This window comes from Polynucleobacter sp. HIN6 (assembly GCF_030297575.1).
Taxonomy (GTDB): Bacteria; Pseudomonadota; Gammaproteobacteria; order Burkholderiales; family Burkholderiaceae; genus Polynucleobacter.
The window spans coordinates 692,311-717,262 of record NZ_AP028137.1 but is presented as its reverse complement, the minus strand read 5'-3'; the positions used below and the strand labels follow the sequence as shown (position 1 = coordinate 717,262).

Genomic DNA, 24,952 nt, shown 5'->3' with positions numbered 1-24,952 from the left:
GATGCGCACTCGATTCATTATCAGCGTTAGCGGTGCTCTAGCGCTGGGGCTAAGCGCATGCGCAATTCAGGATCCATTAACAGGTCAGGCGCTACGTGAGCAGTCCTTACCTAAGGTCGTCATCCCTAATCAATTTAGCACTCCAAGCGTAAGCGGACCAGCGCTCGATAAGGCATGGCTTGCACAATTTAATGACCCAGAACTTAATGAGTTAGTAGCCGAGGCGCTGCAAAATCATCCCGACATTCGGGTAATGGCTGCACGGCGCCTACAGGCTCAGGCTTTAATTGATGCGGCGGGTGGTGCGCAATACCCAAGCTTAGGAGTGGTTGGCAATACGGGTGGTCGGGTTGGATCGAGTGGCACTGGCTTAACCGGCTATTACATTGGTGCCAATTGGGAACTAGACCTCTGGGGTCGTGTACGCAATCAAGTCGCTGGTGCCCGCGAGAATGCACGCGCTATTAATGCAGAACAAGAGGCAGCCCAACTCTCACTGGTGGGAACCTTGACCAAAACGGTATGGCTTGCCAGAGGACTACAAGATCAGGCACGTTTAGCCGAAGAGAATGCCAATGCCGCAGCACGCTATGCCGAGCTCACTGCCATACGGGAAGATATTGGCGCCTCATCGAAGTCCGAGGTCTCAGCAGCCAAAGCGACGGCTGCTCAAAGCAAAGAGGCGGAACTGATTGCCAAACAGGCACGCGATCAGGCACTGCGCGCCGTCGAGATTTTAGTGGGGCGCTACCCCCACGCCAAGCCACTCAAGAGCACACAGCTTCCGGCCTTACCACCTCCAGTCGCGCCAGGTATTCCAACCGATATATTGGAACGTCGCCCCGATATTATGGCCGCAGAGGCACGTGTGAACAGCGCCTTCTATGCCGCCGCCGAGAAACGCATGGCGCGTCTTCCCAAGATTAGCTTGACTGCCGGATTTGGCTATATCAATAGCCAAGTGTTTAGTTTGGTCAGTGGCCCCAGCAGTAGTTTGGGTGTTGGAGCAAATGTCATGATGCCCCTCTTTCAGGGTGGTGCAATTGAGGCACAAATTGCCTATCAGAATGCGGAGGCACAAGCAGCATTAGCCAACTATGGAAAAGTCGTTCTAAATGCGTTTGGGGATGTTGAGAATGCCCTCAATGGTGAAATGACCTGGCGCGAGCGCACCATCGTACTGCAGAGCCAATTGAAGGAACAAAAACAAATCCTACAAAATACCGAACAAGAGTTTGTGATTGGGCGCATCGATCAACGCCAGATTCAGCAGCAGAAGATCAAAACGAACACTACTGAAATCAATTTCCGCCAAGGACAGGTTGATGCTCTAACCCAACGAGTCAATCTATACCTTGCCTTAGGTGGCTCCCCTACTCCTTAGACTCTTTAACACTTGAACTTTTTTATCCCTTTATTTTTTGATTGAAACTCTCTATGCGCTCGTCATTCATCCGTTATACCGTTTTCATTCTTAGTACTTTAGCGCTTAGCGCTTGCGGCACCTTAGAGCGCAAAGCTGCCGTACCGGCCTCCGATTTGACCCGCGCACAAATCGCTGGCATGCAAAGCTCGCGCTATTTGATCGCCACCTCTGCTGGTATTAATAGCTTTGTTGATGATGTCAATCAACTCAATAAACGCTTGGGCAAAACGGTTCTCGATGGCAAGAGCAATTACCTATCCTTATCTGGTGGTGGTGATAACGGAGCATTTGGTGCAGGCCTTTTGGTTGGTTGGACTGAACAAGGCACTCGTCCTGAGTTCAATTTGGTCACTGGAATTAGTACCGGAGCCCTAATTGCTCCCTTTGCCTATTTAGGTAAAGACTATGATCCTGTTCTCACAGAGGTCTATACCAAGGTTAAGCCCAGTGATATTTTTAAGTCGCGCGGCTTTTTGTCCGGGTTTTTTGGCGATGGCTTAGCGGACACCTCCCCTTTGTTTCAGCTGATATCCAAACATGTCACCGCCGACTTTTTGAAAAAAGTGGCGCATGAGTACAACAACCGCGGTCGCTGGCTTTTAATTGGCACGACTAATATTGATGCAGGCACTCCAGTGATCTGGAATATGGGGCAAATCGCCAGCATCGGCACCCCTGAATCCCTAGAGCTCTTTCGTAAGATCTTATTAGCTTCCGCTTCAATTCCAGCAGCTTTTCCACCTGTGATGTTTGATTTCATGATCGATGGTAAGGAGTTTCAGGAGATGCACGTCGATGGTGGTGCAACCACTCAGGTTTTTCTCTATCCCGGGGCAGCAGCAAACCGTGCGAAGGAAATTGGTGTGAAGCGCAATACCAATCGCCAGGCCTACATCATTCGCAATGCGCGCCTAGATGTCGATTGGCAACAAACCGAGCGTCGCACCCTGAGTATCGCGGGTCGGGCGATCTCGCAATTGATTCAATCGCAAGGTCTCGGTGACCTTTATCGTATTTACAACATCACCCAGGATGACCGAGTCGGTTTCAATCTAGCCTATATCGGCTCAGACTTTACTTTCCCGCATGTTGAAGAATTTGATACCAAATACATGCAAGCGCTGTATGACTATGGCTATCAGCGAGCCCGCAAAGGCTATGACTGGAGCAAGTACCCACCGGGCTATCGCAAATCAATCGAGGAGGATACAACGATGCAGCCTGAGCTCTTGAATACTAAACCCACCCCCAAGAAAACAAAATAAGCTTAACGGCAGTCAAATACAGCAACCAGTAAATTATCGCCTTTGCGATATACGGCTTTCTTACCGTACTGTTGGCAATAAGCATTTGCCTTCTCTGTTAATTGAGGAAGTGACTCATCGGCGCTATTCAAAAAGGTGACATGATTAGCGTCCGATGCATCTGTAAAGACAGCGGCACAGCCCTGTAAGCTGATTAAGGCAGCCAAAATAATGAATTTGCACTGAGAGTGTTTAGGGAATCGTTTCATAATCGTTTTATTGAACGGATGAACTAGGCATCCAGTTTAATCGGATTGCTTTCGCAAGTTGTTCAGCTTGCTTGGCAATCGCGCTTGCCGCAATCACGTCTCCCAAACTACCCATGGTTGCCGGTCCAATCATCCAAAGGCTTTGATGAGCCCTGCCTTTTGGATCAAGAACGCTAAGCTGTGAATCGATTGCAATCGAACTCTTGAGTGCATCAGGGCTTGCAATAGCGTCGCTTATCAACTGATCAACTAATCGGTCACGTGCTACCCCAGTGCAATTAATTAAATGATGGCCATGTGTCACTTCTCCATGGTGAAGTGACACATGAATCGCTCCGTTCCGAACAGCTATCTCCTTGGCGCGTCCACATCGAAACTCAATTTGTTGCCGATCGCGCAATTGATGGTAAGCCGCAATAGTTTGCGGTGAAGCCCGAAAGCGATAGAGGTTCCAGAGCCAACCAAAGCGTTTCATCAAGATTCTTCTCTGATAAGCATTAAATCCCTGCCAAATACGATTGAGATCGGGTCGCAGCTCTTCCCAGGCACATTGCCATTCCGATTGATCGGTTGGGGTATTCGGGAGATAGTGGCGCATGAAGCGTACCAATCGTGCAGGTGTGATGGGATTAGGCCATTGCGGTTGCCTCATTCTGGTCCACGGCGCCTGAGATGGGGGAAAAAGTGCTCTTGGAGAAATCACTAAGACTTTTCCTTGGTGACCCTGCTCTACCAAACCATTAATGGCATCCAATGCCGTTAACCCACCACCGAGTAAAAGGACATGATGATTTGCGGGTATCCGATGGAGGTAATCACCCGGCCATGGGTTCTCAGTCAGGGTGCAATGGTTCGAGAATTGATCGATATGAACCGGGAATGGCCAGATCGGGGTCGCATTACCTGTCGCCAGAATCATTGCCTTTGCATCAATATGTTCACCAGTCTTGAGCTCCACTCTCCATTGGCCATCAGACCCAGTGATGCGCTGTGCCTCGCCTTGAATATGATTAAGAGCTTTACCGTCGAGTTGGTGATTAACCAATTGATTCATGTAAGCGCCAAAATCACTGCGGCGATAGAAGTAGCCTGCGCTTGTTTTGGCTTGGGAATCCTTAATATGCTCATTTGCCCACCTGGCAAAATGCAGCGGGTCTTCGGACAAGATAATTGGAAGATCTTCACGGACATTTAACCGAAACGCTGGGCTTGTGCACCCATATGCATTACCCCGTCCGGGAGAATGCTTGCCAAGAATCGTAATTGACTGCGCATCGATCCCTTGACGCAGCAGATGAATCAAGGCGACAGCGGCTGAGAAACCATCCCCGATGATTAGTAAATCCCTAGTCGCCACTTTCTATACTCAATTAATTATTTCATACAGTATAGAGATTACTTCCTTTTCGAGACCGTAACCATGCATAAAAGACTGGCAAAACAAACAATGTCAATATTGTGGCCGTAATCATACCGCCCACAATGACAAGTGCTAATGGCCTCTGAGCCTCTGAACCAATTGCATGCGACAAGGCTGCGGGCAATAAACCCAATCCAGATAGTAAGGCAGTCATCAGAACTGGGCGCACTCGTAAGCTTGCACCCTCAACCATCGCATCCTTCATTTGTGATTCATCTTCGGTGCTCACTTTATTAATGAATGAAATTAAGATGACACCATCTAAAACTGCGATACCAAATAAGGACAAAAAGCCGAATAATGCTGAAATACTTAGAGTCTCACCCGCTAGATGTAGGGCAATAATCCCTCCAATGGCTGCAAACGGAACATTGATCAGCACAATCGATGCGTCACGAAGATTACCAAATACACTAAGTAATAAAAAGAAAATAGCAAGAAGCGCCAAAGGCACGATGATCATTAAGCGACGTTGCGCTTCTTTCATTTGATTAAATTGACCATCCCAGGCAATTGAGTAGTTTGGTGGTAATCGAAGTGATTTATCAACCAAAAATTTTGCATCCTCAATAGCACTCCCAAGATCTCGTCCGCGAACACTAAATTTGATTGCTATATACCGCTTACCATACTCTCGATAAATGAAAAAAGGGCCATCTCCTATTTTTACTTTAGCAACCATCGATAAGGGAATTCGTCCGCCTCCGGGAACATCGATTAATAGGGTTGCAATATCTGAGATATCGTTCCGATGATCTTCTTGTAACCGTATCGCAATACCAAAACTTTTTTCATCCTCCAACAATTGGGTAATGGGCGTACCACCAATTGCATTCGCAACTAATGATTGAATTGAGTCCATTTCAATGTTGTAGCGTGCAGCACGCTCACGATCAATCTCAATATTTAGAGTTGGCTGCCCTAACTCTTTCAAAATACCTTCGTCCGCAATACCACGAACCTTTTTAAGCAACCTCAAGACCTCGTGAGCCTTTTGATCTAAAACCTCTAAATCGGGACCATAGATTTTGATGGAATTTTCACCTTTTACACCAGATAAAGCCTCATTCACATTATCTTGAATATACTGAGAGAAGCTGTAGCTTAAGCCCGGGATTTTCTGAAGCTCTTCCTCTAAATTGGCAATTAGTAATTTTTTACTACTGCCAGTGGGCATATTCTCTGGGGATTTTAGATACAAACCATATTCTTGATTAAATACACCAGTTGGATCAGTACCATCATCTGGCCGACCGATTTGTACTGCAACTTTTTCAATCTCAGGTTGCTTTCTGAATAACTCACGTAGTTTGTTAGCTATATTCACTGAATAATCAAGATCCACCGTATTCGGTAAAGTAACACGCAGCCAGATATTATTTTCTTCAAGAGTAGGCAAAAAGGCTGTTCCCAGGCGAGTGGTGCTCAAAAGTGCAAGTCCCAAGATAAATACTGAGACAGCGGCAATAGTTCGAGGTTTATCCATCCAACGCCGCAAAAGAGGTCGATACCAAATTAATAAGGATGTAATAAAACGAGGTGGACGATGATGAAACGTTTCACCAAAAATTAAAGACATGATGGCAGGCAAGAAAGTAAGGCTCAAAATCATCGCCGCAATGAGTGCAAATCCCATCGTAAATGCCATCGGTTTGAAGATAATTCCCTCCACCCCTCCCATTAAAAATAATGGCGAATAAGCCACAATAATGATGCAAACAGAATAGATCATGGCGCGCTGTACTTCGCTAATTGCGACAACAATACTCTGATTGAGGCGCTTTTTCCCATCCTCAAGATGTCGCATTACATTTTCAGTCACAATGACAGCGGCATCTACGATCACGCCAAAATCAATCGCCCCCAGAGAAATTAAATTAGCTGGTACGTTGAACAGATCCATTTGGATGAATGAAAAACAGAGCGCTAACGGGATCACGGCAGCAACGACAGCAGCCGCACGAAAGTTACCTAAAAATACATAAAGTACGACTAAAACTAAAGAGATCCCAAAAAATAATGTGTGCTTAACTGTGCCAACAGTTATATCTAATAAATTTTGGCGATCATAGAATGGTCTGATCTCAATTCCAGGAGGTAATACATGACTATTGATATGATTGATTTTTTCGCGCACTCGACCTAATACCTCGGTAGCATTTTCTCCACGCCGCAAGAAAATAATTCCCTCTACTTCGTCTGGCTTGTCATCGAATTGGAAAATTCCTAAGCGTGGTGCATGACTAATCCTGACATCAGAAATATCTCCGATACGAATAGGAATACCATTATTGGTAGCAATCACTACTTGCTTGATATCTTGCACATTCTTTAATAATCCAACCCCACGAACCACAAACTGTTGTTCGCCGCTAGGTAATAGGCCTCCACCAGTATTGGCATTGGCAGCTGCTAGAGCCGAAACCAGCTGCTCAAGCGTAACGCCCTTGGCTTGCATTTTTTCCGGCATGATCACAATTTGGTACTGTCGAACCTTGCCGCCAAATGAGGTGACTTCAGCAACACCTGGAGTTTGTTTCAACTCTTTATAAATTTCGTAATTTTGAAGTGTTTTGAGTTTTGAGGAATCAGCATGCTCTGAAGCAACCTGGTAACGCATGATTTCTCCAGTTGCATCTGAATCAGGACTAACGCTTGTTATTACCCCAGGTGGAAAATCAACTTTAGAGAGATTACTAATGAATATTTGTCGTGCCCTGAAGGGGTCAGTTGAATTATTAAACTTTAAGGTGACAACAGACAGACCAAAAAGAGATACGGAACGAAAGGTTTGCACACCCGGAATACCGGCTAGAGCATTTTCGACCGGTATGGTGATTTGTTGTTCTACTTCCGTCGTTCCCCTGCCCGGCCATTGCGTGATAGCCTGGATTGTTAATGGGGCCACTCCTGGATAAGGCTGAATGGGTAATGACCGCAATGCGAGGGTGCCAAGTATTAAAAGCAGTCCACAGCATGCTAAAACAATAATGCGTTTTTGAATAACGCTACGAACAAATGAACTAACGAGACTCACGCACTACTCCTGTTTTATAAAACGCTCATTAAGTAGTACAGCACCTTTAATCAGAATTTCACTATTTGGCTCAACACCGTCCGTGATCGCAAAACGCTTACCATCAAAATCAAACCCCTTAACCACGAGGCGGCGATAGTTATCGGGTGACGTGCGAACAAAGGCATATAGCATCTCTTTGTCACGCACAATAGCAGCTTGCGGGACCACAATTGCCTGCATCGTACCAATCTGTAATTTACCGTTTGCATACATATCAGGACGCAAACTACCATCAGAATTATCAATATCTGCGCGAATTAAAATACCTCGCGATTGGGCATCTACTGTTGGAGCAACATAATTCACCTTTGCAGTAATTTCTCGATTTGGAAATGCCTCAAGTGAAACTCGAATCTGCTGACCTCTTTCGATTAGACGCGCATCTTGCTCAAAAATATTACCGGCAAACCAAAGAGCTTTGGGATCCGCTAAGAAAACTAATGGATCACCACTGTTCACAATTGAACCGGGTTCCACATTGCGCTTTACAACAACCCCCTTCAACGGTGAGCGCAATAACAAATTCGGATTAGATTTGCCTGTTTTCTCCAATAATTTGATATCAGAATCAGCAAACCCTAAATTTCGAAGTCGATTGGCTGCCGCTTCCTGAGTAATCCTTGCATCGGCTAACAGATTAGTCAATGAATTAGATTCACTGAGGATTTTCACTGTTTGGTAAGTTAATAAAAATTCTTGTTGAGCAGAATTAAATTCGGGGCTATAAAGCTCAATGATTGGGCTACCAATATCAATTGGTGATCCTTCAAATGTAAAAATTCGCTCGACCCGCCCGGGCACTCGAGCGCTTAATAATTTTCCTTTTTCAGCATTAAAAATTAATCGCCCAGGAACTCTGATTTCTTGAGGAACAGACTGGATGGATACTTTCTCAAATTGATAAATTTCAGAATTTAGTTCCACTCCGACCATTGTTAATGAAATCATTCCGGATTTATCAACTACCATCTCTTTTTCTTGCTGCTCAGTTTTAACAACCCGATGAACGGTTGTCAGGCGACCTCCAATAAATCCAATAACTAAAATTGCAAATGCAAATGAGGCTAAACGAATACGGTATCGTTGATTTGGGCTTAATTGCCAATAAGCATCTGAAATAATTTGTAATCGTTGCTTAATAATTACAAAGATCCCATTCAAAAAGTTAAGCAATTTGGGGTTGAAATGATGTTTCATAGAATTCCTAAAAGGGCTCCCGGCCAGCAGAGACCATCAAGACTGCAAAAGCTTGCAATAAATCACTTTCGGTGACCGTTAATTGGTTTTGAATATGTCTTAGTTGATTTTGGGCTGTTAGTAAATCATTAAATCCCTGGCCATTATTTGAATATTGTGTAAGGGCAACCTTATAGGCAGCATCAGCCTGGGGTAATTGACTGTCGCGTATAAATTGCATTCGATTTTTAGTTTGCTCAAATACTGTATAGGCATTAGCCACGCCCAAGATAATTTGCTGACGATTTGCAATGTTTGTTGCCTCGACTGCTGACTGCTTACGAATTGCCTGCTCAACACCGTATTTTTCTTTCATGAAAAAATACAATGGAATCACGATATCAAATTCAAATTGATAAAAAAGTGCACCATTATTTGATGCAAATGGGCCTCTTGGAGTGTAAGAAGATCCGATAATTTGAAAGTCAGGTAAGTATGCTTTTTTAGCTAAGCTGACACCCTTTCGGGCAGCATCCAGATCCAATTGGGAGCTTCGCAACAAGGGATGACTGGTTTCAGCATAGTTCTCTAACTCAATTAATGTAGGTACAGAACGAAGTGCTTGCTGAATATCTCCAGATAAAGCAATTTTTTCTCTCGGATCCCGCCCAATAAGTTGATTGATACTACGATATGCCAGTTGCAACTGCTTCTCTAGATTAAATTGCTCTGCCATTGCTGCGCTCTGAGCAACTTGAGTATTTAGATACTCAACATATGCTGCAGAATTATTGGCATAGCGTGAACGTGATACGTTTTTAATTAACTCTAAACGCGCCACCATCTCTTTAGATATTTGTAGCTGCTTTTGAGCAGATAATGCGTTGTAATACAGGGTTGATAGTTGTGCCCCAAGCTGAAGGTAATTTGATTCGCTTTGAGCCAATAATGACTCGGCTGAATTATCAGCAATTTCGGAGGCTAGACTCTTTTTTCCAGGGAACTGGAAAGGCTGCGCAAATGAAATTGAATTATTTGTAGGCCCTACATTACCAGCGTTTCCTAACCCCAATGGCGTATTGGGGGGAATTCCAGACCATACAAGTCCTAACTGGGGATTCGATGGCGCCGCAATCTGCGGTACAGTCGCTTTTGCTGCTAAATAATTCTCTCGAAGCGCAGTTAGCTGTGGATTATTAAGTCGCAACTCTGACCACAATTGCCGCAAATCCATAGCGCGATTTGGATTTTGCGCATGAGCAAGCCCAATACTAAAAGAAAGGACAAAAAAACTGATTGACAGTCTAATAAAATACACCGATGAACCCCAAGCAAGGGTTGATACAACGTAGAAATTGCTTCTACCCCAAAAAAATATTCATCAAATGATGATTGGGGGTGCTCGGGCCTGGTGAAAGTTTGGTGTTTGCCGTTCAAAAAGAACTGGTCGAACGGAGCAGAGAGAATACTCTAAATGTTGCAGAATAAATGCGGGATTTGTTTTAAGTATAAGTTTTTCAAAATCATCAACTGCGCCATGGGCTGTCAATACAGTTTGTGAGAGATCTTCGTTTTGCCAAAGAATTATTGGCGCATCAAGAATAGCGGGAGCAGAATGTTGATTGGATAGGAGATAAATTTCTTCAAAATCATCTAAATCTTCTTTAAATGATGGTGTGGCAGCCTGCACCGAGCATCCAAAAATGATGGAGGCAATAACAAAGCAATGGACAAATCTTTTGCCGATGTATTGAAGCATTCTTGGATTCTAGTCCTTTGATTCCGAAACACAAGTGTTTAATCAGTCATAAATGCTGCGTAGCAACAAAAAACCGCCTCGTGGGCGGCCTTTTGGAAATACCGAATTGGTATTACTTGCGCTTGTTAACAGCGTCTTTGAACGCCTTACCAGCAGAGAACTTTGCGGTCTTAGATGCAGCAATCTTAATTGCTTCACCAGTCTTTGGATTGCGACCAGTACGTGCTGAGCGCTTACCTTGGCTAAAGGTTCCAAAACCAACTAACTGAACAGAGTCACCTTTCGTTACTGCTTTGATAATATTTTCAATCGCAGAGTTCAGAGCACGCTCTGCACTAGCTTTTGAAAGTTCAGCATCATCAGCAATTTTTTCTACGAGTTCAGCTTTATTCATATTTTTCCTTTAAACAAACAATTAATAAACTTTACAAAAATGGACTGCATCAGCAGCCCAAAATAGAAGTCTCCTAAATCTTTATTACCAATTACCTAGTGAATTGCAACTGATAACGATTAGAGTTTGCAACACAGATCCCATGAACACAAGGGGATTACTCTAGGGATAATCCCGCATTTTTTTGGGATCTTGACCGCCATCAGACCCTTTACTGGCTTGATTCTGCGGTTAATTTCATAATCTGAATCCATTTATCCGTCAATCCAATTAGACAGCCGGTCCCCGACGGACCAACATCTGGCGCCCGATCATGACCGTCGTAATCACCAGACCAGCAAATAGGATGTTCATCCATGTAATAGGCTCGGAGACCAAAATAGCAGAGGCTAGTAAGGTACAAAAGGGTTGCAATAATTGAACCTGACTCACGCGTGAGATTCCGCCAATCGCCATACCGCCATACCAAAAAAAGAATCCAATAAACATTGAAAAGATCCCGAGGTATAAAAAGCTAATCCAGATACTGGCACTCGCCACTAAGTAAGACTCTTGGAAAGTGAAAACGCTTCCAATGAAGTTGATCGGCAATGAGAGAACTAAGGTCCATGAAATCACTTGTTTAGCATTCATCGTACGCGACAAGTTGCCACCAATCGCATAGGCAATTCCATTGGCTGCACAAGCAATTAATAATAAGAGATCGGTATACCGAAACCCCCCTTCACTATTTAAATATGCGTAGGTGCAAACTAAGAAGCAGCCTGTTAAAGCGCTCGCCCAAAAGCCCAAGGACGGGCGCTCTTGAAAAAGTAACACCCCTGCAACGACTGTAGCAAGCGGCATGATTCCCAAAATAACTCCGGCATGAGAGGCTTCACCCGTAGTCATCGCGATATTAATGAATAGCGGGAAGATAAAGACAACGCCAAGCGCCACAATCGCAAATTGACGAATTTGTTTCGCGTCTGGAATGGGTGCTTTGGTATAGATTAGATAGCCTCCCGCCAAGATTCCAGCGAGTAATGCGCGCGCAAAGCACAAAAAATAGGGATTAAGACTCTCAACGGTTATTTTGGTAACTGGTAGGGTCAGGCTGAATATAAAAATACCAATGAAACCAATCAGCATGCCCTTGGTTTCATTTTTCATTGAGTGCTCTTAAAAATAAAATGGCTCCGCAATGGAGCCATCAAGGATTGAGTCTATTTAATTAGTTTCGAGATTTTTGTTTAATCGCAAATGACAAATAACCAAGGGCAAGACCAGAGCCTAGAGAGAAGATAAATACAGCGGTTTTGGAGTCAGGGGCACTTGCGGAGAAGATCAAGTAAAACGCAACCGTAATACTAACCACCATACCAATAAAACCAGCGATTTTCATGATCTTGTCAGTGGTACTCATTGAATCATTAATCAGCATCTGGAGCATGTTTTTTCCTTTCAGCAAAGAGAATCGGCGGGACTCAAAACGATTGTATAACGATTGCCTAAATTAGCTACGATTTACAGGGGTAGCGTTGTTTAAAAAAGCGGACCAGGGTTTTGGCAGCCTGCTCTTGATTAAATTGAGGATTTTGCTGATTCCATTTCAGAAAATCCTCTAGCACTTGCTCGCGCGTGTGGTTGCTAGATCCAAAGCAGATATTAGGCTTTGCGCCCGCTGGGCGACTAGCTAAATAAGCCTGATATACCCCCTCACCAAATCCAAAACAAAAGTTCTGAGCATCAATATCGTTTCGCGCTTTGCAAAGTTCCACCATGGCAGCAGTCGACGCATCATGGGGCTTTACTTGGCCATAACTGATTGCCGGAATGATTGCCAAATATCCCAATACCAATCCCAAAAGTATCTTCATTGTTTTCATTGATCGTATTTTGATTGATAGCATGATTAGCGCCTAAATCCCCCCATGCGACCACCCCCAAAGCCCCCTCCACGGAAGCCCCCGAAACGATCCCGATTCTCATCAAAGCGCGCCTGTTCTCGCATCGCATTTTCTTGGGCGGCCTCTCGAGTTGCATTGGGGTTTGCTCGATCCGCTGCAATTGCGGAGCGCCCTTCTTGATCAAAACGGCTAGCTTGTGCCTTCTCTTGGGCTGTAGCATTTTTCTCAAATGAACTATCGGCGCGCTGCGCAGCACTACGCGCATCCTGACGCTCTTGTGGAGTGGCGTTATTTTTCCAATCGTTTAAGAGGCGTTGCTGATTGGCAATACTGCTCGGACCAATTAAGCCTCGGTTAGGACGTTGCTCATTATTATTTACATTAATCGTGCCACTTGACCAAGCCGGCGTTGCCCATAAGGCCCCTCCAACGGCTAAACCCACACCAAATGACATTGCGCCCCACGCTGGGTCGTACGCTGGGTATGGCGGGTAATCGGGATAGGGCCAAGGACCATAAACCTGGGTTGGGTTGTAGGTTGGTACATACACAATTTGTGTATTGGGCGGCGCGATGATGATATTCCCGCTGGCATCAGTACTCACGGCCATTTGGGCATTGCTTTTTAAGGTACCGGCGGTTTGTGCTTTCTTGCGCAGCACTTGCACGGCTTTCATCGTATCTGCCGGTTGCAATTTATAAGCATTTCCAAGATTTTGTGTCCACTGCAATTGCTTACCCATCATGTTTAAAGCCTGAGGAAATGAAATCAATGACTTAACGCTATCGTTCCACGATTGAGCATTGAGTGCATTTGAAAGCGCACTGCCCTGCAAACTCGCATTGCTCGAGCGCCAGTTATAGGCTTCAGCAACCTCAAGTGGGTAGGTTGAGGCCAACAACATAATTGATAGTAGTGAATCAGGATACAAGGCAATGGGAGAAACTAAAGACTCCAGCTGTGCATTCGATAGCATTTGGGGGCTCGCACTCACGGTTGCAGCATTCCCAAAGTTATTATTGGACTGACCTCCCGCACAAGCACCTAGCAATAAGGTCGCCGCAATACTTACTGCAATACAAATGGGCTTTTTGGGTTTAGCCATCATGGTTTTGTGGTCCATTATTTTTAGTACTAGACAAATAATTAAATTATTTTGCCATTTCCGCGATGACCTCACCGGCTATGCGTGCTGCCAACTCATCTTCGGGTGTAAAGGATTTACCCCAGCCCTCTTTCTCATAGAGCTCGATCTCTTCAGGACTTCGCGCCCGGATAAAGATTTTGACCTCGGGATTAAGGGTCCGCGCAGTTTCCACCATCTTACTAATATCAATTGAATCCTTGGTTGCAATGACCAAGATTGCTGCACGGGCGATATGTGCCTGAATCAAAACAAAGGGGTCGGCTGCATCACCAGTTACTGCTGGTATGTTTTGCTTGCGCAATTCTTCAACAGTACCGCGGTCTTTCTCGGCGATCACGCAATTAATGTTTTGCGCTTTGAGATTTTCAAAGACTTTCTTACCAACCCGGCCATAGCCAACAATCACTACTTGCTTATGCAAGAGCGATTCATTAACGGTGGTGGGCAACAATGATAGAGGGTCCAGGCGCTCATCCAGCTTGCGCGCCAGATGTGAGCGCTTTCTGGCCCATACTAAGGCTGGTTCGATCCCATTAAATAAGAAGGAGTTAAAGGCAATCGACAAAATTGCTCCTGCCAAGATCAAGCTGTATGCCTCATTCGGAATTAGATTCATGGCAAGGCCCATGCCGGCGAGAATAAATGAGAACTCCCCGATCTGAGCCAAACTAACGCCAACCGTTAAGGCAGTACCCAAAGGGTAGTTGAATAGCAATACCAACAAAATTGCCGCCAATGTTTTACCAACCATGATGATGGCAATCACAATCAGTAATTTGATGGGCTCTTGCCAGATGATCTCGGGGTTAAAGAGCATGCCGACGGATACAAAGAACAAGACCGCAAATGCATCACGAAGAGGCAATGACTCATCGGCTGCTCGCTTACTGAGCTCAGACTCACCAAGCATCATGCCAGCAAAGAAAGCGCCCAGAGCAAACGAGACGTCAAATAGTTCTGCGGCTAAGAAAGCAATCCCGATTGCTGCTGCAATCACCGCTAAGGTAAAGAGCTCGCGTGAACCACTCTTTGCAACGATCCACAGCATTTTAGGAAGCAAGCGTTTGCCCACGACCAACATCAAAACAATAAACGCAGTCACTTTGGCCAAGGTTATTCCGACTAAGCTCAGTAATTCACTAGGGCTGGTGGAGTGTGCAGCCGATCCATCATTGCCATAAATCTCAGCCATGACCGGTACCAACACTAAGGCTAGAACCATCATCAAGTCCTCAACTACCAACCAGCCGACTGCAATCTGCCCATTCACCGTCTCTAAAAGCCCCTTTGACTCGAGGGCTCGCAGTAAAACAACGGTACTAGCTACCGATAGACTTAAGCCAAAGATGATGGAGCCAATTAAGGACCAGCCCCAGTAATGTGCTACCAAATAGCCAAGTGCAGTGGCAACTGCCATTTGGAAAAGCGCACCAGGAACCGCAATTTTTTTGACAGCCAGTAGATCATTAATTGAGAAATGAAGTCCCACCCCAAACATCAGTAACATCACTCCAATTTCTGCAAGCTGAGTCGATAAACCAATGTCGGCAACAAAGCCTGGCGTTGCCGGGCCAATGACCACGCCTGCAATTAAATAGCCTAATAACGGTGGCATCTTCAGGTAAGAGACCGCAAGCCCAAAAACAAGAGCGAGCCCAAAGCCTCCAGCCAGAATTGCAATTAAGGTAACGTCATGCGGCATCGATCGGTCTTGTTATTTTTAATGTATTGAACCATTCGATGGTATCAGTTTTGATTTTGTACTGCCCCGTACTGATAACCCCAAGTTGTAATTTGTTCCGTATTTAGTGAACGGGTGATGAACTTAGCCAATCAACCATGGCCAACCCTTTGGGATCTGTGAGGATGGGTTTGGATTCCTCTTTTTTTTGCTGTCATGCAGCATTCTGAAAAAGGGCGTATAGTGGTTTAGGGTTAACCCTTAAAAAGAGTTAATTCCTATTGAAATCAACCCTTTACAAGAGGATAAAATATGAAAAATCTAGTGAAATACCTAAAAAGCATCATTGAAGCCTGGTCTGAGGCTCGCTTAGCGTACATCGCAAGAAACCGAAAAAGTTACCCCATGGGGTCCTAAAATGACGGTCTTTACCCACTTTCTGCCCGATACCCAAATCAATCGGTATGGATCGTGGCTGAAAACCTTGGATCCGCAGACACTTAGAAACTACTTTGGGATTAGCTTAAGCGCTGAGGGCATCAATCGCCTCGTCCGTAAATTTAAACAGGACAAAGCAAATCATCATTTTCTGATTGCTCATCATAATGGTCATTGGGCTGGCGTGATTCATATTGCCTGTCTCAATGATGCAGTTGAATTTGGGGTGATTGTGAAAAAAGAGTTTCGTCGACAAGGAATTGCTGATCAGCTACTCAGTGAAGCAATCACCTGGGCCCAAAACCGTGGATACCGCACCCTCTATATGCATTGCGTGATCGAAAATCAAGCGATCCGATATTTATGCGATAAGCATGGCTTGCAATCGAGGAATATCTACGGCGATGTCGAGGGACAAATGCGCCTACCCAAAGCAAACTGGCGTTCATTATGGAAGGAGTATTGGCAACGACAGACCAATTGGTATTTCTTTGTTCAAGAGCGACTAAAGAACTCCAAAACAACTTAAATTCACCCCTAAATGAGTTCGCTAATTTCTATTAGATTTTGGTCAGGATCGCGCACATAGACTGAATTGATTTTGGTCGTTGCGCCAGTGCGAACCACCGGTCCCTCGATAATCGGCCAGTTTTTAGCATTCAATTGCTCAATCACCTCTCTCAAGGGACGATCTGCGATAAAACATAAATCTAACGAGCCGGGTGTCGGAAGATCGGCCTTGGGTTCAAATTCTTTACCCTTGATGTGAAGATTAATCTTCTGCTGACCGAACTTGAATGCTTTGCGCTCAACCGGTGGTGTGCCGCCAGTAAATGATTCAAGAGTCATGCCAAGAACGCGGGTATAGAAATCAATGCACTCCTTCTCATGAGAGGTAGTGAGCACCAAGTGATCGAGATGATGAATCATCAGAGTCTTTTAAATTTGAGTTAATCGGTTTCGAGCAGGCTACGTAACATCCAAGCGGTTTTCTCGTGTATATCAATCCGTTGCGTTAATAGGTCTGCTGTTGGTTGATCATTGGCTTTCTCAACCACTGGGAAGAGACTGCGAGCCGTTTTCGCGGTTGCCTCTTGCGCATTCACCAAATAACGCACCATCTCCATTGCCTTTGGAGTGCCTTCTGCCTCCCGGATCGAAGCTAAGCTTGCAAACTCTTTATAGGTTCCCGGTGCATGATGTCCAAGCGCCCGAATACGTTCGGCAATCAGATCCAACGCAGCCCATTGCTCGGTATATTGGGTCATGAACATTGTGTGTAAAGTATTAAAGTGAGGTCCCGTGACATTCCAATGAAAATTATGGGTCATTAAATATAGAGTGTAGCTATCGGCCAGAAATTTGGAGAGACCCTGCGCAATTTTTTGGCGATTGGCATCAGTAATACCGATATTGATGCTGGGTGTAGCTGGTTTTTTGTTAGCCATCATGACTCCTGGTATTTAATCAATAGTTAATCATATGCCAAATTAGGTAAGGAGTGCAGCCAATTCTTAACAGAGTCTATCGAACTTGTACCAGCACGCTAGCCCCTTGGCTATCCTGAAGATGTTCTAACTGAATACCATATAAACGCTCTAGGTCTGCTCGTGCATGATGATCAGCCGGACAATCTTGAATAATGCGCCCATGCTCTATGAGGAGTAAACGCTCAAAATCAAGGGCATGATTAATATCATGCAAAACTGCTAGCACCGCGTGGTTTCTTTCTCTCGCAAAACGGTCAATCGTATCCAGCAATTGATACTGCAGCCCTGGGTCTAATGCTGCTACTGGCTCATCCACCAAAATTAGACCATCGCGGACATCCCATAGCTGAGCAAATACTCTTGCCAGATGAATTCGTGCTTGCTCACCACCTGATAGCGTATTGAAAGAGCGTCTTAAAAGATGCTCTGCGCACGCCATCTGGGCTGCGTGTATAACGATCGTTTCGTGGTTGATCTTATTAGTGGCGCTCACTCGTCCTAGCTCAATCACAAGATCAGTCATCAGCCCAAAGGCAATCTGAGTATTCTGAGGTAAGACCCCTCGTATCTGACTCAGTTGCGCCGATGAATACCGATCCATCGAAGTGCCATTGATCAAAATTGAGCCGCTTTTGATTTGATACTCTCGCGCAATCAATCGAATAATGGTTGACTTACCGGCACCGCTTTTACCCAGGATCGCAATCCGCTCACCCGGCTTGATCGTGAAATCAAATGGCCCAAAGAGTTTTTTTCCAAGCTGTAAAGAGGCATGATGGAGTTGTAATTTCATATCAATCAAGCCTTGATCGATATTGCCGTAATAAGATCAAAAATAATGGGCCGCCTAACAGGGCAGTGAAAATACCGACTGGCACCTCTGCAGGGATTGCAATGGTTCTGGCAATTGTGTCGGCAATGAGTAGCAGAATAGCCCCCACCCCTGCGGAATAGGGAACTACCCTCTTTTGATCAGACCCCAAGCAAATACGCACAAGGTTGGGTGCCATTAAACCAATAAAGCCAATCATGCCGCACCATGCAACAGCTAATCCAGAAAGAGTGGCAACCAAAACGATGACCTTGGTTCGTAGGTGTGAAACATCTACCCCGAGATGATTGGCAATGTTCTCACCCAATGTCAAGGCATTGAGATCCTGTAAAAGAGTTCGAATCCAGACCCATCCGATAACTATGGCTCCAACCAACACCCCGACCATCATCCAGCGTGCGCTTGCGAGAGACCCAAGGGTCCAAAAGGTAAAGCTGCGCAATTGTTCATCGCTGGCTAAATAGGTACATAGACCGATCACTGCACCCGCTAGGGCATTCAATGCAATGCCGGTTAATAGCAGACCAGCAATCGACCCTGGAGATATAACACGGGCGACATAATCAAGGCAGAAACAAACCGCTATAGCACCCAAGAATGCAAAAACTGGGATAGCCCAGACCCGCAGCTCCTCCGGGGAGATAAAACGAAAGCCATCCAACATCACAATCCCAATAGCCACACTGCAACTGGCACCCGCAGAAACTCCCAATAGGCCAGGGTCAGCTAAGGGGTTACGAAATAAGCTTTGTGCGAGAGCGCCTGCAACGCCCAGTGCTGCTCCAACCGTAATGGCCAATAAGGCGCGCGGAATCCGAATGTTCCAAAGCACATAACTGGCACCCTCATAACCATTCTGTGGATTAAAAACTTGCAACCAGTCCAAACCATGAATATCCACAGCACCTAAGTTCACTGCGATTAGAAATGCAATTAACCCCAAAAGAATTAACCCAAGCCTTGCACCCCAGGCTGAGTAGTCAAGCGGACTGACAACCTGTCTCATCCCAACAAGGTGCGTGCCTGACGATGAAGCGTTAAAACTGCATCCGGCATTCGTGGACCAAATCCCAATAAATAAACGGCATCCATTGAAATAATCTTCTGACGAATAATCGCTTTCGTTCTTTCCATACCGGGCAGGTGCGCAAGCTGACTACGTCCGCCAATCGCTTGCAGTCCTTGATCTGTGACCAGAATTAAATCGGGATTGGCTGCAATAACAGCCTCTGGGGTCAGCGGTTTATAGCCTTTGAATCCATAGAGTGCATTTCGTAAGCCAGCGTAAGTGATCATGGCATTGGCATTCGTATCTTGACCTGAGACCATGACCTGGGATGGATTCATGGAATGAATGTAAAGCACCCGTGGGGCAGGATTTACAAAGGGTTTTGCTTTCAACTCGCGCTCCAAAGTGATCCACTGCTGCTCCAACTGGAACTTCAATTGATCCGCTTGAGCTTGCCGATGGATTGTTTGACCAATCGCAATCACACGATCACAGACACCGTAAAAGGTGTGATGAGCGGGCAAAAGCCGTATCGGAATCCCGGCATCTTGAATCTGGCGAATAACTACCGGAGGTCCGGCATCCTCGGTACATAAGATTTGGGTTGGGGATAGCGATAAAACGCCCTCTGCCGATAAGGTTCTTGAATAGCCAACACTGGGTAACGTGCGTGCGGCATCCGGATAAATCGAGGTCGTATCAACTCCCACAATCAAATTACTAGCATTTAGTGCATACACAATTTCTGTAACTGCCGATCCAATGCAAATTAGACGTTGGCGACCTAGGGTAGCTTGAGTTCGCTCTGCCCAAGCCGGCTTCCCAAGCCATGCCATCTGGATGGCTGCCATTGCGCACAGAAAACGACGGCGCCCTGTATGACTAAGATCATTCATTGGCAGACCTCCATTAATCCATGTTCACCCTCAATCTGGGTTACCAGATCTCGCCAGGATGCAAGTTCAGCTTTACCGGGCTTGCGCTCTCCAAAAAACATTGCAATGGCCTCACCGCTCTGATCAAAAAACTCAATGGAGGTAACAATGCCATCGACAGTTGGCTTACGAACAATCCAGGCACGCTCAATCAGATCCTGACGAAGGTGCAAATTAAAGCGGGGATCCATCACATTGATCCAAGACCCTTGCTCAATGATCCGATCAATGGGTCCCGAATGAATCTGAATCATTCCAGGATTGCCAACAAAAACCATGATGGGGGTTTTAGTCTGTGCTGCACCCTGCAACATTGATCGTAGGCAGTCTTTAGAAAGCTCCCGAACAAACTCTGGCTCTGCCAAACGAAGTGCCTGAGTACGTGTGAGTGTGTATTTTCGTAAGAGCGGATAAAAATCATGGGTATCCTTGAGATCTCTCCATGCCTGCCAGAATCCGGCGCGATCGATCTCTGTATCTGGAGCTGGGGTTGGCTTTGCCTTGAGCTTTGATACCTCAAGACCAGGCTCTTGTTGAGGGGTCGCAAACAATGAAACGATTGCGTCAAATTCTGACACATCACTCTGTGGCTTCAGATGAACCTTATGAATCGCCTGTCCCTGCGCATCAAAGAATTGCAAGCTACGCCGCTCCCCCTGAGAACTACTCTCAATGACTGCAAACCCAGCAAACCAATGTTGATAAAAGATCCGCAAGTCAATCTCACCCACGACTAGACCTACCGACCCCTCCTGACTCACGTGACGGTATTGACCAATTTTTTCATGGACGCAGGCTTCGTTACGGGTGAGAGCCATGACCTCCCCAATCGACTCAATCGAGGCTATCAGCGCAGGCCAATTAGCATCCAGACGAATTGCTCTTAAGCCTTTAGCTGCCGTAGCACCAAGTCCAACGTGAGCGGCAATCAACTCTCCCTCAGAAATAGTCAGCTTCTCAGCAATTTCTCGATGCCGTAAGCGTCCCTCTTTGCGCAAGGTGATAAACGATTGACGAATACGATGAATAGTCGGTTTCATGATGCCTCCTTAAAAGTCATACCGAGCTGAGATTTGCCAGTTCCGCGGCGCTGCCGTGGCGGATTGTTGAGCAGCTTGGGCGTTGTACCCCGAAAATCCGCCAGCCGATGCTCGGTTTTGAGTTAAGACTGAGCCCTGTACATCAGACCAGTTCCAATAGGTGGTGTTAAAGACATTATTGAGATTGGTATTAATCGTGAGTTTTTTAAGGGGCTTCCAGTAGCCTGTCAGATTTAAAACGGTCGATGTGGGCGACAAAAATTGATTGGTTGTACCACCAGTAGCATTATTAAAGTTCACACGATCGGCAGATTTACCCTGATTCCAAATAACATTGGCAAACGCTCCCCAAGTACTAGCGTCATACCGCAATCCTGCAATGGCGCGCAAAGGTTGAATCGAATTTAGCGGTGCTGAAATCCCATTTTGGGTTTGCTCACCATAGCTATAGGCCACTGCTGCATTCGCCTGCCAACCCTGAGCAAACGCCCAATCCGTTCGAACATCCCATCCCCAAATATTGACGTTGGATAAGTTCTGAAATTGATACAAGGTCTGAGGTGCACTACCGTTATACGAACCTAAGTAATTAACCTGAGAGATAAAGTCTTTGTAATAGTTTGCATACCCCGATGCCTGATAACGAAACTGCTGAAGCTGACCGCGAGCACCGACCTCAAAGCCATTGCCAGTTTGCGGTTTTAGATTGGGATTTGGGATGTTGGTATATCCGCTACCCGCAAAATAAGATAGCGTTTGATCCGGTGTGGGTGCAGTAAATCCAGTTCCCCAGTTTGCAAACGGACGAAACTCGCGAGCTATATTCCAAATAGCCCCAATTCGAGGGGATACTGCTGATCCGGAGTTCGATGGCAATGAACCAGTGACTGGTGTAATCGAGTAACTATCATAGCGAAGTGCTGGAATCACACTCACTTGATTGAACTCTATTTCACTTTGCAAAAACGCGCCGCCTAAGTTGTAAGTTGATTTGGGTGCGGGTGTAATTGAGCTTCCATTACCCGCAGCATTGAGTTGACTCGAGATGCGTGAAGAACTCCAATCAAACCCATAGGTCAGTCGCTGATTCACCAGATGGGTAGTATTAGTCTCCAGAGTGGTATTAATACCGTAGGTATCTTGGCCATAGGAGTTATTACGGCTGCGCCATGATGAGAGACGTGAATTGCCAACTTGCTGCTGGTAGGCATTTTGAGTGACGTCTGCATCTTGGTAATACACCATGACATTGGCTTTTTGAACATACAGCGCCCCACTGTCCTTAAAGTCATATTCGCCCGATACGCGATTGCGAGTGGTCTTATCTTGGCTGGTGGATGTCACGACATTGTTATAGGTAAATCCACCCGGGCCACCAAACGAAATCCAGCCTCCGCCAGTTCCCAAATCCGATAAGTTATTCACGTTTTGCGTGACGTTTTGAGACTCATAGGTAATGCCCAGTTTTTGGTTGCGATCGATTTGGGCAAATCCCTTAGTCAGAACATACCAATTGCTGTAATCCGCTGGATTGGGCGCTGTTCTGGTGATACCGGTTGAGTTATTGGATCCTCGATTTTGATATTGGTGGCCGGCTTGAAAGTTTCCAAGGACCATCCCTTGCAAGTGATCTTGAATACCAGCATAGCCAAACGTCGTATTCGAAGATTTATCGACGCTCGAGTAACCAGTACGAGCAAATCCGCCGTGAGTCTCACCCTTTTTGATGAAATCACTTGGATTAAAGGTCTGAAAGTTCACAATCCCAGAAAGCCCATCGCTACCATACTGAGTTGACGATGGGCCGCGCACTACTTCGACTCGACGAAACCCATCAACATCCAGAAAGTTTCCTCGCCCGACCGATAGGGCCCCAAACGAGAACGCATTGGGTACCCGAATCCCATCCACAAGCAGTAAAACATTATTGCCCTGCAGACCACGAATATTGATACTCTCATTTCCTGCCCGGCCCTGGGCTCCAATCGCCAGACTAAATCGTTGAGTTTGCTGGGGAACCGTAACATCGACCGAGTTATTAAATAGGTCTTTGATGTTTCGGTCGCCCTTTTCTTGAATTTCTTCGGCAGTTGTTACGGTGACGACATTGGGTACGCTATCCACCTTCCGAGGGGACCGAGTCGATGTCACGGTAACCTCTTTCAGAATGACATCCACCTCGACCCGCTCACCACGGGACTGTTCAATAGGTCTTCCATCTTCGGTGGTCACTGTCTGACTATGGGCACTCATGGCAATACCCGCCATGGTGATGGCTGCAATAGCCGCAAATGGGTATTTTCTTAGATTCATGCTCGCTAGAATTTGATGACACTAGCTAGCGACGGCGGGCTGTGACGTTTACATAATCGTTTTTTGGTTAAAACGAATGGCTATATTAATGAGAATGATTCTCATTGTCAAGTGATACTGACAATATTACGTATATGGAAATTAAGTCAATACAAAGATGATAGGCAATCGATAACAGTAAGGAATGGCGGCACCATTTTGGCGAGCCGGATGAAATTTCCAGTGAGTCACCGTATTCAAGGCCGAACGATCGAGCGCCGGATGACCAGACGATTGAGCTAATTGCAAGCGGCTGATAGCACCATCCTCAGATACGCATAGTGAAAGCCATACCCTGCCCTCCTCCCCGTTTTCTCGACTAGCGATCGGATACGGCGGCTTTGGGTTATTGAACCTAGGGTCAGCAGCGGATGGCAAGGATATGGGTGCAGATGACACGTTCGAGTGTCTGCTATCTGGCTGTTGACTGGTTATGATCCCCTGGCTACTCTCAATAGTCGGTGTACTCGCTTGATTAATGGGATCTTGCTTTGCATGAATTGGCGAAATTACTGTTTTTTGAATCGTATTCGACTCGCGCTCAACCAAGTGCCCATAAAGGATGGTAGGCGACTCAGGCTGATGATTAGCTATGGCAGTCATCATCCATCCAATTAGCATGGCATGTCCCATGCAAACCGCTAGAGTAATTTTGAATGAAGACGAACGCAGCAACTGTCCTGAATTCATATCACTTGGTTAAGATCAATTTACCTAATTGAGTAATTCGTAAGGTGTAGATCGCACCATGATGATTAATTTGAATCGCGCTTTCCGAGCAAAATAGCTCTTCACTGCGGTATACCCGCATGTCATTTCTTGATATAGGTGCCGATGGCTTTGATGTTTCTTCTGCTTGAGTCATACCAAGATCTATTCAGACTAGATCACAATCCATAAGAGAATGCTTCCGGTAATTGTCAGTAGACCCATGGCTAAAATAGCCCGATCTTTTGGCTGAATACTATTTTTTTTAATCATCCTTGCGTTCCTTTGTATGTATTCGTATGATACTATAAATGAGAATGATTATCAATAAGGATACGATGATGAATACTCAGCATACTGTTTTACTTATGGGCGCCTTAGCAAAGGTCATGGAACTTTCTAGAACACAATGCTCTGTGCTAGCCAAACAAACTACTATTACCTTGAGGGCTCTAAATCACTGCCCAGAGATACCTCTAACCTTAAAAGCCCAAATTGAGGAAATGCTCGACAGCATAGAAGAACAATATCAACTAGATCGTACTCATAAAGACAGCGGACCAGATTCACAATCGGATAATTTATTCTGTATCCATACAATGCAAATACGCAACGCCCCGCTTTATTCAGATGCCAGTCTAGTATGAGTTGTATGCTCTAGAT

The 24,952-nt window shown here is 45.6% G+C and carries 25 protein-coding genes; 4 read left to right on the top strand and 21 right to left on the bottom strand.

What is annotated here, in order from left to right; all coding sequences use genetic code 11:
* The first annotated feature begins 1 nt into the window (after position 1).
* Both QUE66_RS03730 and QUE66_RS03725 read left to right on the top strand, forming a co-directional pair.
* The gene (locus QUE66_RS03730) at positions 2-1,384 is read left to right on the top strand and encodes an efflux transporter outer membrane subunit (protein WP_286224511.1); all 1,383 of its coding nucleotides are present in this window, start codon (positions 2-4) and stop codon (positions 1,382-1,384) included.
* Positions 1,385-1,437: 53 nt separating this feature from the next.
* A complete protein-coding gene (locus tag QUE66_RS03725) occupies positions 1,438-2,691 on the top strand; it encodes a patatin-like phospholipase family protein (RefSeq protein WP_286224510.1) in 1,254 nt (417 codons plus the stop codon).
* 2 nt (positions 2,692-2,693) lie between these two features.
* On the opposite strand, the gene QUE66_RS03720 is transcribed toward QUE66_RS03725, so the two are convergent.
* The 12 genes from QUE66_RS03720 to QUE66_RS03665 all read right to left on the bottom strand — a co-directional run bounded on the left by QUE66_RS03720 (position 2,694) and on the right by QUE66_RS03665 (position 15,506).
* Positions 2,694-2,939, bottom strand: a complete 246-nt coding sequence (locus QUE66_RS03720; protein ID WP_286224509.1) for a hypothetical protein — start codon at positions 2,937-2,939, stop codon at positions 2,694-2,696.
* A 7-nt stretch (positions 2,940-2,946) separates the two neighbouring features.
* Positions 2,947-4,296 carry an FAD/NAD(P)-binding protein gene (locus QUE66_RS03715; RefSeq protein ID WP_286224508.1) on the bottom strand — a complete coding sequence of 450 codons (1,350 nt, stop codon included), beginning with the start codon at positions 4,294-4,296 and terminating at the stop codon, positions 2,947-2,949.
* A gap of 22 nt (positions 4,297-4,318) precedes the next feature.
* On the bottom strand, positions 4,319-7,396 hold the full coding sequence (locus tag QUE66_RS03710; protein ID WP_286224507.1) for an efflux RND transporter permease subunit: 3,078 nt from the start codon (positions 7,394-7,396) through the stop codon (positions 4,319-4,321).
* Positions 7,397-7,399: 3 nt separating this feature from the next.
* Complete coding sequence (locus tag QUE66_RS03705) at positions 7,400-8,635, bottom strand: efflux RND transporter periplasmic adaptor subunit (protein ID WP_286224506.1); 1,236 nt, start codon at positions 8,633-8,635, stop codon at positions 7,400-7,402.
* A gap of 7 nt (positions 8,636-8,642) precedes the next feature.
* A complete protein-coding gene (locus QUE66_RS03700) occupies positions 8,643-9,848 on the bottom strand; it encodes a TolC family protein (protein ID WP_286224505.1) in 1,206 nt (401 codons plus the stop codon).
* 147 nt (positions 9,849-9,995) lie between these two features.
* The gene (locus QUE66_RS03695) at positions 9,996-10,373 is read right to left on the bottom strand and encodes a hypothetical protein (RefSeq protein ID WP_286224504.1); all 378 of its coding nucleotides are present in this window, start codon (positions 10,371-10,373) and stop codon (positions 9,996-9,998) included.
* Positions 10,374-10,485: 112 nt separating this feature from the next.
* Positions 10,486-10,767, bottom strand: a complete 282-nt coding sequence (locus QUE66_RS03690) for an HU family DNA-binding protein (RefSeq protein WP_108508243.1) — start codon at positions 10,765-10,767, stop codon at positions 10,486-10,488.
* A gap of 270 nt (positions 10,768-11,037) precedes the next feature.
* Positions 11,038-11,919 carry a DMT family transporter gene (locus QUE66_RS03685; protein ID WP_286224503.1) on the bottom strand — a complete coding sequence of 294 codons (882 nt, stop codon included), beginning with the start codon at positions 11,917-11,919 and terminating at the stop codon, positions 11,038-11,040.
* Between the two features lie 61 nt (positions 11,920-11,980).
* Entirely contained in the window at positions 11,981-12,172 is a 192-nt protein-coding gene (locus QUE66_RS03680; protein ID WP_286224502.1) for a hypothetical protein, read from the bottom strand.
* A gap of 94 nt (positions 12,173-12,266) precedes the next feature.
* Complete coding sequence (locus QUE66_RS03675) at positions 12,267-12,635, bottom strand: Rap1a/Tai family immunity protein (RefSeq protein ID WP_286224501.1); 369 nt, start codon at positions 12,633-12,635, stop codon at positions 12,267-12,269.
* Positions 12,636-12,661: 26 nt separating this feature from the next.
* Positions 12,662-13,780, bottom strand: a complete 1,119-nt coding sequence (locus QUE66_RS03670; RefSeq protein ID WP_286224500.1) for a DUF3300 domain-containing protein — start codon at positions 13,778-13,780, stop codon at positions 12,662-12,664.
* 28 nt (positions 13,781-13,808) lie between these two features.
* Positions 13,809-15,506 carry a cation:proton antiporter domain-containing protein gene (locus QUE66_RS03665; RefSeq protein ID WP_286224499.1) on the bottom strand — a complete coding sequence of 566 codons (1,698 nt, stop codon included), beginning with the start codon at positions 15,504-15,506 and terminating at the stop codon, positions 13,809-13,811.
* 397 nt (positions 15,507-15,903) lie between these two features.
* Here QUE66_RS03665 and QUE66_RS03660 point away from each other — a divergent pair, with 397 nt between their 5' ends.
* Complete coding sequence (locus QUE66_RS03660; RefSeq protein ID WP_286224498.1) at positions 15,904-16,452, top strand: GNAT family N-acetyltransferase; 549 nt, start codon at positions 15,904-15,906, stop codon at positions 16,450-16,452.
* Between the two features lie 8 nt (positions 16,453-16,460).
* Here QUE66_RS03660 and QUE66_RS03655 read toward each other — a convergent pair whose 3' ends face one another.
* From QUE66_RS03655 to hemP, 9 genes are all read right to left on the bottom strand, one after another.
* Positions 16,461-16,853 carry a VOC family protein gene (locus QUE66_RS03655; protein WP_286224497.1) on the bottom strand — a complete coding sequence of 131 codons (393 nt, stop codon included), beginning with the start codon at positions 16,851-16,853 and terminating at the stop codon, positions 16,461-16,463.
* A 20-nt stretch (positions 16,854-16,873) separates the two neighbouring features.
* Positions 16,874-17,371 carry a Dps family protein gene (locus QUE66_RS03650; RefSeq protein ID WP_286224496.1) on the bottom strand — a complete coding sequence of 166 codons (498 nt, stop codon included), beginning with the start codon at positions 17,369-17,371 and terminating at the stop codon, positions 16,874-16,876.
* A gap of 76 nt (positions 17,372-17,447) precedes the next feature.
* Entirely contained in the window at positions 17,448-18,206 is a 759-nt protein-coding gene (locus QUE66_RS03645) for an ATP-binding cassette domain-containing protein (RefSeq protein ID WP_286224495.1), read from the bottom strand.
* Position 18,207: 1 nt separating this feature from the next.
* Positions 18,208-19,251, bottom strand: coding sequence for a FecCD family ABC transporter permease (locus QUE66_RS03640; RefSeq protein WP_286224494.1), 1,044 nt, complete (start codon positions 19,249-19,251; stop codon positions 18,208-18,210).
* On the bottom strand, positions 19,248-20,150 hold the full coding sequence (locus QUE66_RS03635) for a heme/hemin ABC transporter substrate-binding protein (RefSeq protein WP_286224493.1): 903 nt from the start codon (positions 20,148-20,150) through the stop codon (positions 19,248-19,250). The genes QUE66_RS03640 and QUE66_RS03635 overlap by 4 nt, the downstream gene beginning before the upstream one ends.
* Positions 20,147-21,229: a hemin-degrading factor gene (locus tag QUE66_RS03630; RefSeq protein ID WP_286224492.1), complete on the bottom strand. Its 1,083-nt coding sequence runs from the start codon at positions 21,227-21,229 to the stop codon at positions 20,147-20,149. The genes QUE66_RS03635 and QUE66_RS03630 overlap by 4 nt, the downstream gene beginning before the upstream one ends.
* A 9-nt stretch (positions 21,230-21,238) precedes the next feature.
* Entirely contained in the window at positions 21,239-23,542 is a 2,304-nt protein-coding gene (locus QUE66_RS03625) for a TonB-dependent hemoglobin/transferrin/lactoferrin family receptor (RefSeq protein WP_286224491.1), read from the bottom strand.
* A 141-nt stretch (positions 23,543-23,683) separates the two neighbouring features.
* Positions 23,684-24,271 (bottom strand): energy transducer TonB, encoded by a 588-nt coding sequence (locus tag QUE66_RS03620; RefSeq protein ID WP_286224490.1) that lies wholly within the window; start codon positions 24,269-24,271, stop codon positions 23,684-23,686.
* Position 24,272: 1 nt separating this feature from the next.
* Positions 24,273-24,446, bottom strand: coding sequence for a hemin uptake protein HemP (gene hemP, locus QUE66_RS03615; RefSeq protein WP_286224489.1), 174 nt, complete (start codon positions 24,444-24,446; stop codon positions 24,273-24,275).
* A gap of 154 nt (positions 24,447-24,600) precedes the next feature.
* Here hemP and QUE66_RS03610 point away from each other — a divergent pair, with 154 nt between their 5' ends.
* The gene (locus tag QUE66_RS03610) at positions 24,601-24,936 is read left to right on the top strand and encodes a hypothetical protein (protein ID WP_286224488.1); all 336 of its coding nucleotides are present in this window, start codon (positions 24,601-24,603) and stop codon (positions 24,934-24,936) included.
* The last annotated feature ends 16 nt before the right edge of the window (positions 24,937-24,952 follow it).

Bases quoted from the DNA above. Each gene is read 5' to 3' on its own strand.
- QUE66_RS03730 (WP_286224511.1), top strand. From the start codon at position 2: ATGCGCACTCGATTCATTATCAGCGTTAGCGGTGCTCTAGCGCTGGGG.
- QUE66_RS03725 (WP_286224510.1), top strand. From the start codon at position 1,438: ATGCGCTCGTCATTCATCCGTTATACCGTTTTCATTCTTAGTACTTTA.
- QUE66_RS03720 (WP_286224509.1), bottom strand. From the start codon at position 2,939: ATGAAACGATTCCCTAAACACTCTCAGTGCAAATTCATTATTTTGGCT.
- QUE66_RS03705 (WP_286224506.1), bottom strand. From the start codon at position 8,635: ATGAAACATCATTTCAACCCCAAATTGCTTAACTTTTTGAATGGGATC.
- QUE66_RS03700 (WP_286224505.1), bottom strand. From the start codon at position 9,848: ATGGATTTGCGGCAATTGTGGTCAGAGTTGCGACTTAATAATCCACAG.
- QUE66_RS03695 (WP_286224504.1), bottom strand. From the start codon at position 10,373: ATGCTTCAATACATCGGCAAAAGATTTGTCCATTGCTTTGTTATTGCC.
- QUE66_RS03690 (WP_108508243.1), bottom strand. From the start codon at position 10,767: ATGAATAAAGCTGAACTCGTAGAAAAAATTGCTGATGATGCTGAACTT.
- QUE66_RS03685 (WP_286224503.1), bottom strand. From the start codon at position 11,919: ATGAAAAATGAAACCAAGGGCATGCTGATTGGTTTCATTGGTATTTTT.
- QUE66_RS03680 (WP_286224502.1), bottom strand. From the start codon at position 12,172: ATGAGTACCACTGACAAGATCATGAAAATCGCTGGTTTTATTGGTATG.
- QUE66_RS03675 (WP_286224501.1), bottom strand. From the start codon at position 12,635: ATGAAAACAATGAAGATACTTTTGGGATTGGTATTGGGATATTTGGCA.
- QUE66_RS03670 (WP_286224500.1), bottom strand. From the start codon at position 13,780: ATGGACCACAAAACCATGATGGCTAAACCCAAAAAGCCCATTTGTATT.
- QUE66_RS03665 (WP_286224499.1), bottom strand. From the start codon at position 15,506: ATGCCGCATGACGTTACCTTAATTGCAATTCTGGCTGGAGGCTTTGGG.
- QUE66_RS03660 (WP_286224498.1), top strand. From the start codon at position 15,904: ATGACGGTCTTTACCCACTTTCTGCCCGATACCCAAATCAATCGGTAT.
- QUE66_RS03655 (WP_286224497.1), bottom strand. From the start codon at position 16,853: ATGATTCATCATCTCGATCACTTGGTGCTCACTACCTCTCATGAGAAG.
- QUE66_RS03650 (WP_286224496.1), bottom strand. From the start codon at position 17,371: ATGGCTAACAAAAAACCAGCTACACCCAGCATCAATATCGGTATTACT.
- QUE66_RS03645 (WP_286224495.1), bottom strand. From the start codon at position 18,206: ATGAAATTACAACTCCATCATGCCTCTTTACAGCTTGGAAAAAAACTC.
- QUE66_RS03640 (WP_286224494.1), bottom strand. From the start codon at position 19,251: ATGAGACAGGTTGTCAGTCCGCTTGACTACTCAGCCTGGGGTGCAAGG.
- QUE66_RS03635 (WP_286224493.1), bottom strand. From the start codon at position 20,150: ATGAATGATCTTAGTCATACAGGGCGCCGTCGTTTTCTGTGCGCAATG.
- QUE66_RS03630 (WP_286224492.1), bottom strand. From the start codon at position 21,229: ATGAAACCGACTATTCATCGTATTCGTCAATCGTTTATCACCTTGCGC.
- QUE66_RS03625 (WP_286224491.1), bottom strand. From the start codon at position 23,542: ATGAATCTAAGAAAATACCCATTTGCGGCTATTGCAGCCATCACCATG.
- QUE66_RS03620 (WP_286224490.1), bottom strand. From the start codon at position 24,271: ATGAATTCAGGACAGTTGCTGCGTTCGTCTTCATTCAAAATTACTCTA.
- hemP (WP_286224489.1), bottom strand. From the start codon at position 24,446: ATGACTCAAGCAGAAGAAACATCAAAGCCATCGGCACCTATATCAAGA.
- QUE66_RS03610 (WP_286224488.1), top strand. From the start codon at position 24,601: ATGAGAATGATTATCAATAAGGATACGATGATGAATACTCAGCATACT.